Here is a 14,357-nt window from a genome sequence, read left to right on the forward strand (position 1 = left end):
TCGTTCTATTCGATTTAACCTGCAGCTTGATTACTTTTCTCGATGTTTTTCAAATGCTCTTGATATGTCTTCGCGAATAGATGCGACTGGCTGCCGTCTTTTTTCGTCACATAGAACAAATAATCGGATTCCTCCGGATATAATGCGGCAGTAATCGAAGCCATGCTCGGACTTGCGATAGGTCCCGGCGGCAACCCCTCGACCTTGTACGTATTGTACGGGCTGTCTATCTGCAAATCCTTCTCGTACAATCTCTCCTTTGGTTTATCGAGGGAATATTGTACGGTCGCGTCAATTTGCAGCATCATGCCGTCCTCAATCCGGTTATAAATAACGCCGGCGACAAGAGCGCGCTCCTCGTCGATGACCACTTCCCGCTCGACAAGCGAAGCAATCGTAAGCAGCTCATGCAGCGTCATCTTTTTCTCTTCAAGGACATCCATCCAGCCTTCAGGCAGCACTTCCAGCTTGCGGTCCAGTTCGGATAACATCCGTCTTATGATATCCTCCTCCGTACTCCCCTTTTTCAATTCATACGTTTCCGGGAACAGATATCCCTCCAGCTTCTGGTGAAGCTTATCATTTTCCGGAATGGAACGTACGGCCTCCGCGTCGCCGTATGCGGTATTCGTAGCAGCCAGCTTTATAAATTTATCCCGGTCTATCAGCTTCTCTGCCGCAAGCTTGTCCGCGATTTGCAGTACGGTGAAGCCTTCAGGTATCGTAAAGCGAATCGTCTCCACTGCCACCGTATCGCCGGCGTTCAGCTTCGCGATAATCGCATCATGCTCCATTCCCGGGTTAAGCTCATAGAGGCCCGCTTGAAAGCGCGCACCCTGATCATTCAGTTTTAAATAGTACTTGAAAATAAATGAGTTCTTAATAATGCCGTTCTGCTCCAGCAAATCGGCAACCTCGTTTGCCGAGGTTCCCTTGGGAATTTCAACCTTTACCGCGTCGCCGGCCTTTGTCGGCTGCAGGCTGCTCCAGACGTATAAGGCGAAGCTTCCCGCAGCGATGATCATGATACTTAGCAGGCTCAGTATAACCCACAAGGTAATACGGCTGCGCTTCGGACCCGAAATTTGATTATCGTTATACTCCGGGCGCTGTGATGACTTGTTCAACCTTAGACCTCCTCGTTATTTTACGAAACCGTTTATCATCCAAGCAATGAATCTTATAAATGGTTAGAATTCAACAAAAGAGCGGTTATCAGCCGCCCTTTTGTCTACTGCATATGTTCTTGTAGCCCCTCACGGCCGCTCGTCGTCCGCAAACAATAAGTCGTCATATGCTTCTGACGCAGCTTCCCATTCTTCATCATCCTCGATTGTTTCCAAATGAGGCTCTCCGTTCGTATGAACGACGCGAAACAGCTCAACCTCATCCTCGCGCCGCATCTGTTCGGACTGGAGAGCGGCGTAGACGCGATCCCCCAGTTGAAACTCGGCTTTAATATCGAAAGCCAGGGCGTTACCGTCCTCTGCCTCTAATTCGATCTCGTTTCCGAACGCTTCCTTTAGGCTGTTCAGCTTCCTCACTGCCGCTTGTTCCGGGCCGGTCATTAGTTCTGCTCCTCCAACTCGCCCAGCAGCGTGTTGAATGTTTCTTCAACCATGTTCCATTCTTCCTCGTCCTCGATCGTGTAGAGCTTCAGGTCGTCGCCTTCCTCCTCGTAGCGGAAAGCGTATACTTCGTCTTCTTCATCGTTTTCGCTGGCAAGCGGAACGACCATCATATATTTCTGATCGGAACCATCAACCTCGAACTTCATGATGACCTCGAATTCTTCTTCATTTCCTTCTTCGTCCGGGATATAAATAATTTCCGGCTCTTCAAATTCCATATCTTCTTTTGTCATGTTTACCCTCACCTTTTCGCTTTAGAATCGAGATAATTTTGCAAAATAAGCATCGCCGCCATTTTGTCTATGACAAGCCTGCGCTTCTTCCGACTGACATCCGCTTCAAGAAGCGTTCGCTCGGCAGCTACTGTTGTCAGCCTTTCATCCCAAAGGTGAACAGGTATGTTTAGCTTTTGCTGAAGCTGTTCTGCAAATGCGATGCAAATTTCACCACGCGGACCAATTGTTCCATTCATGTTTTTCGGCAGGCCGACGACAATCTCGCTAACCTCATGCTCCTTCACCAGGTCCGCAATGCGGTCAAACTCCCCTGCGTCGCGCCTGCGTTCAACAACCCCGATTCCTTGCGCGGTCCAGCGAAACGCATCGCTGACGGCAACGCCAATGTTACGGTCGCCGTAGTCCAATCCCATTAATCTCATTTCTTGTCCGGCTCCTGACCCTTGATTATTGTTTCTTGTGGTTCAAATAAAACCGGACAAGCTCTTCGATCAATTCGTCCCGTTCCTTCTTGCGAATCAAACTTCTGGCGTTGTTGTGCCGCGGGATATACGCGGGGTCTCCGGACAGCAAATACCCAACGATCTGGTTAATCGGATTATACTCTTTCTCCAGGAGCGCCTCATGCACGGACAGCAGAATATCCTGAGAAGATTCAGCCCCTTCTGCCTTCACGTTAAACTTCATCGTTTTGTCCATGGAACTCATCGCCAGCACCTCGCTTTCAACCGCTTTTCATTCCTATCATATCACATTTGTTTGGCTTAGAACCAGTTCTTCCGCAAGTTTCAAAGCTTCGTCCAGCTTAGCCGTATCTTTGCCGCCGGCCTGCGCCATATCAGGACGTCCGCCGCCGCTGCCGCCGCAATGTACGGCCGCTTCTTTGACGATTTTGCCTGCATGGAAGCCCTTTTTCACCAAGTCGGCGGATACCGCAGCTGCCAGATTCACTTTATCGTCGGCAATGGCGCCGAGCACGATGATGCTGGAGGCCAGCTTCAGCTTCAGCTCGTCTACGATGCCGCGAAGCGCATCCATTGACGGTGCGCTTACTTTCGCGAATAACACGGTCATATCGCCGACGGTCTTCGCGTTCGCTTCAAGCGAGCCGGCTTCGATGCGGCTCAGCTTAGCCTGCAGCGATTCATTCTCGCGGGAAAGCTCCTTCAATTGTCCGAACAAAGCTTCGATCCGTTTCGGAACGTCAGCCGTATTCGACTTAAGCAAGGAAGAGGATTGCTTCAACAGGTCAAGCTGGCTCTCCAAATGGTTATACGCGTGCTTCCCCGTTACGGCTTCAATTCTTCGAACGCCCGAGCCGATCCCACTTTCGCTAAGCAGCTTGAATATTCCGATTTGCGACGTATTGCCGACATGACAGCCTCCGCAAAGCTCTAAGCTGTAGCTGCCGACCTGCACGACGCGGACCTCGTCGCCGTACTTCTCGCCGAACAAGGCCATCGCTCCCATCGCTTTCGCTTCGCCGAGCGATTTCGTATCGGTGGACACTGGCGTAGACAACCAGATTTGTTCATTGACGCGACGCTCAATTTCAACGAGCTCTTCAGCCGTTATGCTGCCGAAATGCGAGAAGTCGAACCGCAGGCGTTCAGCCTCGACCAGAGAGCCTGCTTGATTGACATGTCCGCCCAGCACTTCTTTGAGCGCCTTATGAAGCAAATGCGTTGCCGTATGATTTTTGATAATATCCTCGCGAACCGCTTTAGCGACGGCAGCGTCAACCGATTCGCCGGTACGGAGAGTACCCGAAGCCACTACGGCATGATGAACGCTTTGCCCGTGCGGAGCCTTCGTCACATCTTCGACCTGCAGCGTAAACCCGCTGCCCGCGATCGTGCCTTTATCGCCGATTTGTCCGCCGCTCTCCGCATAGAAAGGCGTACGGTCAAGAATAACGGCTACTTGGCTGCCTGCGGCAGCGGAATCCACCAGTTGGTCATCCGATACAACCGCAATAATTCGGGATTTCGTTACGAGTTCATTATAGCCAACAAATTCACTTTTAACCGTAAAATCACCGAGCGGACCGCCTTGCACCTTCATGCTGCCTGTATCCTGACGGGCTGCGCGCGCGCGTTCCCGCTGCGCTTCCATCGCCGCATCAAAGCCTGCGCGGTCAACGGTCATGCCGTTCTCGGAGGCGAAGTCCTCCGTCAGGTCAAACGGGAAGCCGTACGTATCGTACAATCGGAAGGCATCATCGCCGTTAATCTCCTTGCTGCCCGCTCTGCCTGCAGCAGCAACCAGCCCCGACAGCATCGCCAGACCGTCAGACAGCGTCTCATGGAAACGCTCCTCCTCCGTACGGATCACGCGCTCGATAAACTCGCGCTTCTCCACGACCTCCGGATAGTACACGCCCATCACATCGCCGACAATAGAAGTAAGCTCGTAGAGGAAAGGACGGTCGATGCCGATCGTTTTTCCGTAACGAACCGCGCGGCGGAGCAATCGGCGAATAATATAGCCGCGGCCTTCGTTGGAAGGCATGACGCCGTCGCCGACAGCGAATGCGACGGTACGAATATGGTCGGCAATGACTTTAAGCGCGATATCCTGCTCATCGTTCGTTTTGTAGCTCACTTTTGCCATTTCGCAGGTACGGTCTATGATTGGCTGGAAAAGATCCGTGTCGAAATTCGAATCCACGTCCTGCAGGATCGATGCAAAACGCTCCAGTCCCGCTCCTGTATCGATATTTTTATTCGGAAGCGGCGTATAGCTGCCGTCCTTGTTATGATTGAATTGCGAGAAGACGAGGTTCCACACTTCGAGGAAACGCTCGTTTTCTCCGCCCGGCCAGCATTCCGGATCGGATAAATCGCCGTATTTTTCCCCGCGGTCATAGAAAATTTCCGTACAAGGTCCGCACGGCCCTTCGCCGATGTCCCAGAAGTTCTCTTCCAGCTTGTAGATTCGTTCGGCAGGAATGCCGATTTTGGCATTCCAGAAGCTGAACGCTTCCTCGTCCTCCGGATATACCGTAACCGAGAGGCGGTTCGGGTCAAAGCCGATCCATTCCGGCCCGGTCAGAAATTCCCAAGCCCATGTAATTGCCTCTTCCTTGAAGTAATCGCCGATCGAGAAGTTGCCCAGCATTTCAAAAAACGTATGGTGACGGCGGGTTTTGCCCACGTTCTCGATATCATTGGTGCGAATGCATTTCTGCGAGTTCGTAATACGCGGGTTTTCCGGAATGACACGGCCGTCAAAGTAAGCCTTAAGCGGTGCCATTCCCGCATTGATCCACAGCAGAGAAGGGTCGTTATGCGGTACGAGCGATGCGCTCGGTTCGATTTTGTGGCCTTTGCTTTCAAAAAAAGCAAGCCATTTAGCGCGGATTTCACTAGCTTTCATTTTATAGAAGCCTCCCTCTTGTCATTAAACACAAAAAACGCCCCTGTCATTGACAGGGACGAATATGTTCGCGGTACCACCCTGGTTATTACGCTGCGCTTGACGGCAGGCATAATCGCCTTCATCGGACATTAACGGGTCCACCCGGTGAAGTTCGTTCACACTCGGAAAAGAGCTTTCGGCCACTCTTCGTTATAAAAGCCTTCTCAACCGACGCGGGACGTTCCCGAAGGAACGGTCGCGAAGAGGCCTTTTCTCTGGCTAACGGGCAATGGCTTACTTCAATTCTTCAACGTTTTATCCAAATATATGCTTTCACTTTCTAAAATTATAGCTACAGCTCTTGCGCCTGTCAAATGATCTTTCTTCGCACGTAATAAGCGAACATATGCTGGACGATGACTTTGCAGGCCGCAAAGATCGGCACCGCAAGAATCATGCCTAATATGCCCGCAATTTCGCCTCCCACCAGCAAGGCAAAAATAATGGCGAGCGGATGCATATGCAGCGTCCGCCCGACAACCTGCGGCGAGATGACGTTGCCTTCGAGAATTTGGCACAGCGTATTGATAATGGCAACCAGGATGACCATTTTGAGTGAAATGGTTGAAGCGACCAGCAGCGCGGGCGCGGCGCCGAAGAACGGGCCAAGATACGGGATGACATTCGTAATGGCCACGATACCGGCCAGCAGCAGCGCGTACGGCATCCCGATAAGTAAATAGCCGCAATAAGCCAATACGCCAACGATGACGCAGACGAGAAATTGTCCCCGGATATAGCTGCCGAGCGCGGCGTCGATATCCTTGAGCAGTCTGACCGTGTTTTTGCGGTGCGATTTGGGCACGTACGTAATAACGGTTCTTTCGAACACGTCAAAATCTTTTAATATATAGAAAGCCAGGAAAGGAATGATAAACGCTATAAACACCGCGTTAAGCATCGTTCCGATGTTGTTTACGAAGTTAAACAAAAACTCCGACAGTTTTTTCTCCATATGCAGCAATGATTTGTTCATCCCGCTGCGGATGCTTTCCGGTAAAAAGGATGTGTTGTTAATATCCGTAACGATGTCTTGCGCGCGCATCGACAGCTCCGGCACATGCCTGTTCAGCTCTTGAACCTGCTCGATGAACATCGGGATCAGATTGACGAGCAGCACGGTGATAACCGCGCAGAACACCGCATAAATAAGAAGCACGGCAATCGTCCGGGGCACCTTCCGGTCATGAAGCAGCGTGACGATCGGATTCAGCACATACGAGATGATCATGGCAATGGCGAATGGCGCAAGCACAGCCTTTAGGAAGACATATACATTTACGATAAGCGGCTTTATCAGCAGCAGCAGATAGATGGCGAGCAAGCCTAATATCAAGTACACCAGCCACACAAATAGACGGTTTTTCGTGAAGCGCTCCACCGTCCCTCACCCCCGAACCAGCGTTTCCCCCTTTGTCCAGCCGGACAAATCGGGCTAGTTCAGTATATGTACAAGCGCCCTAAATCATCCTTGAGAGGCAAAAAAAAAGACGGCCAAAGACCGTCCTTTCGTATTCGCTATGAGAGAAGCTTCACGTTAATTCACGTGAACCTCCGGTAATTCCTCTTCAAAGAACAAGTCGTCGAGCGAGCTCAGCGTGCCGTCCTCTTCTACTTGGTAAACCGACATCTTGTCGCCGTTAACCGTCAGTTCAATGAAGCAGCCCCAGCAGTAGAACTGGTGGGAACCAATTTTCCCGATATCTTTCGAATTGCAATTCGGACATCTCATCATCATTCATTTCTCCCTATCGATTGAATTGGAAGCTGCGACAGGCTCCAATTCCGCTTCACTGACAGCAGGAACAATAATCGCGTCTTCCCCGAGTAACACGGCATCCGGATCACTCGGCGCCTTCAGCCATTTGCGTCCCTCCATCAGATCCGAAACAAAACCGTCCGTAAGCTCGTAGCCTACTATTTGTGTGCCCTGATTTGGATAAAAATAAACATCCGACACGCGTCCAAGCTGCTCGCCCTGAACGGTTACAACGGGCAAATCCCTTAATTTCACGAGTCCTGTATAAAAGGAACGCAAAATTTGTTTCGGTTTCATCCGGTGAATCGCGGTTTCGCTCGAAATAATAACCGTATCTTCCCCGCAGGAAAGCACATCGGACCATTTCACGATCTTTACAGATAAACCAAACCACTTGGCATAATCCAATATAAGACCGTTCAGCTGCCAATGCTCGTCGAACCAGGCATCCTTCACGGTCCCGACCAGCTTGCCGGAATGAATAACGATAACGGGAAGCCCAATAAGCTGTTGAAGTTTAATCACGCTCAGGCGGAGTCCTCCTAGTAGTTATTACGAATACGCCTCACGATCGTTCCAATTTTTTGCGCGGCGTTTTCTAATTCCTCCAAAGTATTCCCCAAACCGAAGCTAAATCTTACGGCGGATTGAAGCTGCTCTTCCGGCAGCTCCATCGCGCGCAGGACATGCGACCTCTCCAGCGAACCGGATGTGCAGGCCGATCCGCTTGAGGCGGCTATTCCTTCCATATCGAGGTTCATGAGCATGGTCTCCGTATCGACGCCGATAAAGCTGACATTGACGATATGCGGCAATCGATGCTGCTCGCTGCCGTTTATTCGAATAGGCACTCCGGCATGCTCCTGCAGCAGCTCAATCCATCTCTTACGAAGCTCGTCCATAAAAAGTTGCTTCGTTTCCCGTTCGTTCACACAAATGTCAACGGCTTCCGCAAAACCGGCAATACCTGCAATATTCTCCGTCCCCGCGCGCCGTTTTCTTTCCTGTGAACCTCCGTGCTGAACCGCTTCGAATAGTGTACCATTCGCTATATATAACGCGCCAACGCCTTGCGGACCATTAATTTTATGGGCTGAAAAGCTCATTAAATCGACAGGAATTTCATTTAGTCGGTAGCCGATCCAGCCTAGCGTCTGTACGGCATCCACGTGGAACAGCGCGCCGCCTGCCTTTACGATTGCGCCAATCTCTTCGATCGGCTGCAGCGTGCCGAGCTCGTTATTGCCGTGCATGATGCTGACCAATCCCGTTTCCGCCGTCATCGCCGACTGCACGGAAGCCGCGGAGGTTCTTCCGCTGCCGTCCACCGGGAGGACGGTCAATGTGAAGCCTTCTTCCTTTCTTAACCACTCGCATGCATGAAGTACGGCGTGATGCTCTCCCGCCGAAGTTATAATATGGGATTTCCCGCGCTTGCGCTGCGCTCTAGCAGCGCCGATCAGCGCCGCGTTATCGCTTTCCGTCCCGCCGGAGGTGAAGAGCAGCTCCGACGGTTTGCAGCCCAGGGCTGCGGCAATCCGGTCGCGGGATCGGTTCAAATGCTGTTTGGCCGCTCTGCCGTAAGCGTGCATGCTGGATGCATTGCTGCCTGGCCCGCTCATAACTTCCAGCATCGCTTTCATGACTTCGGGGCGCATCGGCGTTGTGGCGGCATGATCGAAATAATACGTGTTCATTATTCCGCCTTCCTTTATATATAAAACATGTAGCTGTCAGGTTTGCCTGCGTCTTCGAAGGCGATCAGATCGGCGAGCGTGGTCGAATCCAGCACGTCGGCGATGCTGTCGCGAATTCTCAGCCATAGCTGGCGCTTGGCCGGGTCGTCTTCTTCCGTGAAGTCGACCGGCGAGATCGGGCCTTCCAGGATGCGGATGACGTCGCCGGATGTAATATTCTCGGGCTCCTTGGACAGAATATATCCGCCGTAAGCTCCTCTTACGCTCTTGACCAATCCGGCGTTGCGAAGCGGCGCGACCAACTGCTCCAGGTAATGCTCGGACAGCTGGTTACGTTCCGCAATGCTCTTGAGCGAGGTCGGGCCTTCGCCGAACTTCGCCGCCAGCTCCATCATAATCGTTAAGCCGTAACGGCCTTTCGTCGATATTTTCAATGTGACACCTCTTTTATCTATTTTTCAAATTACCTTTAAATCACTGTATTCCCATATCACTTCTATGTTAACATACCGCGCAAGTATCGTGTGTAAAAAGGTGGACGTCTTTATGAAAAACTTTTCAGCCTATGGTATAATAGGAATGTTTGAATGAACAAGGTGGTGGATAACATGGAAAAACCAAATGCCTCTACAAGAGTCGTCGTCGGCATGTCGGGAGGCGTTGATTCCTCCGTTACGGCGCTGCTGCTGAAGCAGCAAGGCTACGACGTGATTGGCATCTTTATGAAAAACTGGGATGATACCGATGAATTCGGCCATTGCACGGCTGAAGAAGATTCGGAGGACGTGCGCCGCGTTTGCGACCAAATCGGAATCCCTTACTATACCGTTAACTTTGAACGGCAATATTATGACAAAGTATTCACCTATTTCCTGGATGAATATAAGCGCGGCCGCACCCCAAACCCGGATGTCATGTGCAACCGCGAGATCAAGTTCGGCGACTTCCTGCAGCGCGCCATGGAGCTTGGCGCCGACTATTTGGCTACCGGCCATTATGCCCGCGTCGACCGTACGGCCGATGGCGTAACGAAGCTGCTGCGCGGCGTCGATTCGAACAAGGATCAAACCTATTTCCTAAGCGCGCTTAATCAGAAGCAGCTGGCGAAGGCGATGTTCCCGATCGGCCACCTTCCGAAACCGGAGGTACGCCGCATAGCCGAGGAAGCCGGCTTGTATACGGCGAAGAAGAAGGACAGCACCGGCGTCTGCTTTATCGGCGAACGTGACTTCAAGACCTTCCTCAGCGGGTACCTGCCGGCCCAGTCGGGCGACATGATCGACATTCGAAGCGGCGAGAAGAAAGGGCGTCATGACGGCTTGATGTATTACACCCTCGGCCAGCGCCAAGGTCTCGGCATCGGAGGCTCCGGCACCGGGGAGCCGTGGTTTGTTGCCGATAAGGATTTGGAGCGCAATATTTTGTACGTCGTGCAGGGTGAACAGCATCCCAGCTTGTACTCGGAAAGCCTCACGGCAAGCGGCATGAACTGGATCCTTCCGGCCACCGGCACGGGAACGGTAAAGTGTACCGCCAAATTCCGTTACCGCCAGCAGGATCAAGGAGTAACCGTAACGATGCGGGAGGACGGCACGGCCCATATCGTCTTCGATAAACCTCAAAAAGCCGTTACCCCTGGACAAGCGGTCGTTCTCTATGACGACGACGTTTGCCTCGGCGGCGGTACGATTGAAACCGTTCAGAAGATTGATGCCGGCGCATTTGCCGCTTTGCACGTCTGATACCAAGCAGAAACGCCTGTCGGCCTCTTTCCGAGGATGCAACCGTTTCGCGGTGAAATATAAGCTTAGTTATAAGTGCAAACTTATAAATTCTTATATTTTGAATAAGGCTGTCCATGGCGCATCGGTTGCTTGCGCGCGGACAGCCTTTTTTTTGTGCCGATAAGCTCCATTAGCCATAATCCCGTTCTCCCCGCCTCTCCGGCCGATCGCCGATCCGGCGAATGAGAATACGGGATACCCGCAAATGATCGGTTTCCTCAACGATGAACTCATATTGGCCCGAATATTCAAACCGCTGGTTATTCGTTGGCGGCAATTCAATCTTGGAATACATCCAGCCGCCGATCGTATCGAAATCATCCGTTCCGATATCCAGTCCGAAGAAGCTGTTCACCTCTTCGATGAGCATCAGTCCGCTGATCGAATACGTATCTTCGTTCCTCTTCTCGAGCTGCTCCCGCTCCTCGTCGAATTCATCCTGAATTTCTCCGACGATCTCCTCCATGATATCCTCCAGCGTTACCAATCCGGAGGTTCCGCCGTACTCGTCAATCAAAATCGAAATTTGCGTTTTCCGCTTCTGCATCAGCTTAAGCAGCGTGCTTATCTGCATGGATTCGGGAACCGTCGTAATCGGCCTCGTGATTTGCCTTATATCCTGGAGGCTTTGCGTCGTGTCCTTCAGCAGGTCTTTGATATGAACGAAGCCGATAATATTATCCTTATCGTTCTCGCACACCGGGTAACGGGTCAGCATTTGCTCCAACGCGATTTTTTTGTTCTCGGCAAGCGATAAGCCTGTGTTCAGGCAAATCATTTCCGTACGCGGAATCATGATCTCACGCGCATTGGTTTCGGCAAAGTCGAAAATATTATCTACAAGCGTAAGCTCCGTATTATCGATAAGTCCGTTCTTGTGGCTTTCTTTCATGAGAATCCGAATCTCCTCCTCCGTATGCGCCGAATCCTTCTCGGTCGCCGGCTCGATGCCGACAGCCCGGAGAAGGAAATTCGCTGTGCCGTTCAGCACCCATATGAAGGGATACATCACTTTGTAAAAATATATAAGCGGCAATGCGGTCATCAACGTAACCGACTCCGACTTGCGGATCGCAACCGTTTTCGGCGCTAATTCCCCCAGAACGATATGCAGTAGCGTGATCAAGGAGAACGCAAGAATAAAGGAGACCGTATGAATGAATACCTCGTTTTGCAAACCGAATCTCATGAAGACCGGTTCAATCATCCTCGCAACGGCCGGTTCGCCGATCCAGCCAAGGCCAAGCGATGCAAGCGTGATGCCGAGCTGGCATGCCGACAAATAGGCATCCAGGCGGCCGGTCACTTGAGAAGCAAGCTTCGCTCTCGAATGTCCTTCGGAGACCAGCGTATCGATCCGGCTCTCGCGGACCTTGACCATCGCAAATTCCGCCGCAACAAAAAAGCCGTTCATGAAGACCAACAATATGACAAGGGGCAGTGACAAGCCAAGCGGTAAAGGGTCACTCAACGAATTCCTGTCAATCGCGTTTTGCGATGCACCTAGCGATGACAGGCGCACCTCCTTTTGAAACAAAGATACGGCGATCTTTGTCTAATGTGTGAAGTCTTCATGATGTCAAGCCGCCGTGTCGAACGGTCCGATTCATGGGATTCCTGTTTTCAGGACTGTATTTATGTGTATTCGCGATAGGCTAGCCATTATACGCGGTTTTTCTTATGTTTTTTGTGCGCAAATCGCTGCGACTTTTCTCAAATGTTCATAAAGCCGCAACGAAATTCGCCTGATTGGTAAAACTATCCCTAGCCGGAATTTGATATAATGCAATCAGCTATTGAAGCTTGCTTCCCATAAAATGCGCAGGAGGATTTATGAATGAAACGAATTATACTTATTTGCTTAGCTGCCTTATGGCTCATGCCGGGCGTTGTAATGGCTCATTCCAAATTGGAGAACGCCGTACCGGCGCAGGACGCGACGGTTCAGGCTTCACCCGGGCGCATCGAGCTTACGTTTAACACTGATATCGAGGAGCTCAGCAGCTTGAAGCTGCTGAATGCCGCCGGCGAGGAAATCGAAACGGATAACAAGCTTGTAGAGGGCCCCACCATGAGTGCGGCCGTTGCCGAATCGCTGAGCGGCGGTATATATTCGGTCAAATGGACGATCATCGGAGCCGATGGCCATTCTGTCGAAGGTAATTATGCTTTTACGGTAGAAGAGACTCTGGTGACCGATGAGCCTTCACCGTCGCCTTCGGTTGAAGACGAGCCGACCGTCACGGATGATGCTGCAGAGACGCCGGCTTCATCTCCATCTCCGGATCCGGTTGCCGGCGCGGATGAGGCTTCGAATAATGAAACAGGGAATACGGCTGCTGCCGGCGATGAAGACACCAACTACACGCCTGCCATTATTATCGGCGCCATTATTGTCGCTGCAGCTCTCGTCCTGTCCTTACGGAGGCGTAAACCATGATTTATATCAGCGAGGGCCTGCTGTATGTTTGCTTTGCATTATTGACGGGGGCTTTACTGCTGCGTCTGGTGCCCGAAGCAAGCAGGCCCGCTGTTTCCGTCCCGAACAGCTTGCTGGTCGCTTGCGCTGTTGCGATTCCCGTACTTTCCTATGTCCCTATCCATCAGTTGGCGCTTTTGTTTGCCGAGGACTTCGATATGACCTACGGCTCTATCCTGAAAAGTATTTTGCTGGATATCAATACGGGAAAGGCTTGGGTATGGACCGTGATCGGCTCAACCGGTCTCGCGTTTTTACTCGGTCTCCAATCATTCCGGAATGACAGGCACATGCCGAAGGTCGCATTATTTGTCACGTTTCTGCTCATCGTGTGGCTGGGTTATGCCGGTCATGCCTCATCACTATACGGATTACGCGGGCTTGTAACCCATGCCTCGCATTTCCTGGCCGTCAGCGTATGGATTGGCATCTTGTTCATCGCCAGCTGGTTTTCCAAGGATCAAGCCAATTGGCGGTCCTTTCTGCGCTGGTTCTCGCCCGTGGCCATCGCCTGCGTGCTCGTGACGCTGCTCGCCGGTTTTATGCTTATGTCGTTCACCACGCCCGAATACGTGAATTCGTGGATGCTTCCTTATGGACAGATGCTCCTCATCAAGCATCTGCTCATCTTGCCGCTGCTGCTGTTTGCGTATTCGAACGGATTCGGCTACAAAAGGCAGGCAGCCTTGAACCCCTCCTTCAATCCGAAGCGATGGCTCAGAGCGGAAAGCGTCATTGCGCTGCTCGTGCTCGCGGCAACCGGGGCGCTGGGCCAGCAAACGCCGCCGCATACGGTGAAGGAAACGCTGCAGACCGTCTCCCCATCGCCGCTGTTCACGTCGGTCTATAAGGGAGACTTCAGTCCTGACATCACTTTGCAATTCACGCTTCATCTGGAAAGCATTCTCATGCTTGCCGCGGCCATGCTTATGGCCGGCGGTTTGATCTGGATGTATCGCTTAGGCCGTCTTGTCCCTGCCTTCCTGATGGGCTTACTGACCGCCGCATTCGGGTATTTTGGTCTTATGTTTGCGATTGCGTGACAACCAATCCTTTTATAAGGCTTCTACCCAAACCTTCAAAGGCTTCTACTAAACCTTCAAGGCGTTTCGAACCCACCCAAACCCTCCCTTCCAAGGGAGGGCCCCAAGGGTTGCCACCCTATGGACTCCCGCAATTGGACTAACGTTGAATGTAAAGAGCCGCTCCTAAGTAACATTTGTTAATGACCGCTTTCGTCCCTCTCGGGACACGTTTTCCTTTTGGCGCACCTGGGTTACCTGTCCTGACTAACGTTGACGGTAATGAGATGCTCGATTGATACATTTACTTCAATAAATTGGGCTGTTCC

At 51.8% G+C, this 14,357-nt stretch carries 15 protein-coding genes; 3 read left to right on the forward strand and 12 right to left on the reverse strand.

What is annotated here, in order from left to right; all coding sequences use genetic code 11:
• Window positions 1–14: 14 nt before the first annotated feature.
• From mltG to cymR, 11 genes are all read right to left on the reverse strand, one after another.
• The gene (gene mltG, locus H581_RS0121305) at window positions 15–1,127 is read right to left on the reverse strand and encodes an endolytic transglycosylase MltG (RefSeq protein ID WP_281169562.1); all 1,113 of its coding nucleotides are present in this window, start codon (window positions 1,125–1,127) and stop codon (window positions 15–17) included.
• A 129-nt stretch (window positions 1,128–1,256) separates the two neighbouring features.
• Window positions 1,257–1,568: a DUF1292 domain-containing protein gene (locus tag H581_RS0121310; RefSeq protein WP_028611773.1), complete on the reverse strand. Its 312-nt coding sequence runs from the start codon at window positions 1,566–1,568 to the stop codon at window positions 1,257–1,259.
• Window positions 1,568–1,864: a DUF1292 domain-containing protein gene (locus H581_RS0121315; RefSeq protein WP_028611774.1), complete on the reverse strand. Its 297-nt coding sequence runs from the start codon at window positions 1,862–1,864 to the stop codon at window positions 1,568–1,570. The genes H581_RS0121310 and H581_RS0121315 overlap by 1 nt, the downstream gene beginning before the upstream one ends.
• 8 nt (window positions 1,865–1,872) lie before the next feature.
• Window positions 1,873–2,289: a Holliday junction resolvase RuvX gene (gene ruvX, locus H581_RS0121320; protein ID WP_028611775.1), complete on the reverse strand. Its 417-nt coding sequence runs from the start codon at window positions 2,287–2,289 to the stop codon at window positions 1,873–1,875.
• 25 nt (window positions 2,290–2,314) lie between these two features.
• Window positions 2,315–2,575 carry an IreB family regulatory phosphoprotein gene (locus tag H581_RS0121325; protein WP_028611776.1) on the reverse strand — a complete coding sequence of 87 codons (261 nt, stop codon included), beginning with the start codon at window positions 2,573–2,575 and terminating at the stop codon, window positions 2,315–2,317.
• Between the two features lie 36 nt (window positions 2,576–2,611).
• The gene (gene alaS / locus H581_RS0121330; protein WP_028611777.1) at window positions 2,612–5,245 is read right to left on the reverse strand and encodes an alanine--tRNA ligase; all 2,634 of its coding nucleotides are present in this window, start codon (window positions 5,243–5,245) and stop codon (window positions 2,612–2,614) included.
• Window positions 5,246–5,597: 352 nt separating this feature from the next.
• Window positions 5,598–6,668, reverse strand: a complete 1,071-nt coding sequence (locus tag H581_RS0121335; RefSeq protein ID WP_028611778.1) for an AI-2E family transporter — start codon at window positions 6,666–6,668, stop codon at window positions 5,598–5,600.
• Between the two features lie 156 nt (window positions 6,669–6,824).
• Window positions 6,825–7,022 carry a hypothetical protein gene (locus H581_RS0121340; protein WP_028611779.1) on the reverse strand — a complete coding sequence of 66 codons (198 nt, stop codon included), beginning with the start codon at window positions 7,020–7,022 and terminating at the stop codon, window positions 6,825–6,827.
• Between the two features lie 3 nt (window positions 7,023–7,025).
• The gene (locus tag H581_RS0121345; RefSeq protein ID WP_028611780.1) at window positions 7,026–7,571 is read right to left on the reverse strand and encodes a PRC-barrel domain-containing protein; all 546 of its coding nucleotides are present in this window, start codon (window positions 7,569–7,571) and stop codon (window positions 7,026–7,028) included.
• 17 nt (window positions 7,572–7,588) lie between these two features.
• Window positions 7,589–8,743, reverse strand: a complete 1,155-nt coding sequence (locus H581_RS0121350) for a cysteine desulfurase family protein (RefSeq protein ID WP_028611781.1) — start codon at window positions 8,741–8,743, stop codon at window positions 7,589–7,591.
• Between the two features lie 14 nt (window positions 8,744–8,757).
• A complete protein-coding gene (gene cymR, locus H581_RS0121355; RefSeq protein WP_028611782.1) occupies window positions 8,758–9,177 on the reverse strand; it encodes a cysteine metabolism transcriptional regulator CymR in 420 nt (139 codons plus the stop codon).
• A gap of 174 nt (window positions 9,178–9,351) precedes the next feature.
• Between cymR and mnmA the strand changes: the two genes are divergently transcribed.
• Entirely contained in the window at window positions 9,352–10,485 is a 1,134-nt protein-coding gene (gene mnmA, locus H581_RS0121360) for a tRNA 2-thiouridine(34) synthase MnmA (RefSeq protein WP_028611783.1), read from the forward strand.
• A 172-nt stretch (window positions 10,486–10,657) separates the two neighbouring features.
• Here mnmA and H581_RS0121370 read toward each other — a convergent pair whose 3' ends face one another.
• Complete coding sequence (locus H581_RS0121370; RefSeq protein WP_028611784.1) at window positions 10,658–11,998, reverse strand: hemolysin family protein; 1,341 nt, start codon at window positions 11,996–11,998, stop codon at window positions 10,658–10,660.
• 366 nt (window positions 11,999–12,364) lie between these two features.
• Here H581_RS0121370 and H581_RS0121375 point away from each other — a divergent pair, with 366 nt between their 5' ends.
• Window positions 12,365–12,967, forward strand: a complete 603-nt coding sequence (locus H581_RS0121375) for a copper resistance CopC family protein (RefSeq protein ID WP_028611785.1) — start codon at window positions 12,365–12,367, stop codon at window positions 12,965–12,967.
• Window positions 12,964–14,049: a copper resistance D family protein gene (locus H581_RS34935; RefSeq protein WP_051251178.1), complete on the forward strand. Its 1,086-nt coding sequence runs from the start codon at window positions 12,964–12,966 to the stop codon at window positions 14,047–14,049. Before H581_RS0121375 ends, H581_RS34935 begins: the two co-directional genes overlap by 4 nt.
• Window positions 14,050–14,357 lie beyond the last annotated feature (308 nt).

It is taken from the genome of Paenibacillus harenae DSM 16969 (assembly GCF_000422465.1).
GTDB lineage: Bacteria > Bacillota > Bacilli > Paenibacillales > Paenibacillaceae > Pristimantibacillus > Pristimantibacillus harenae.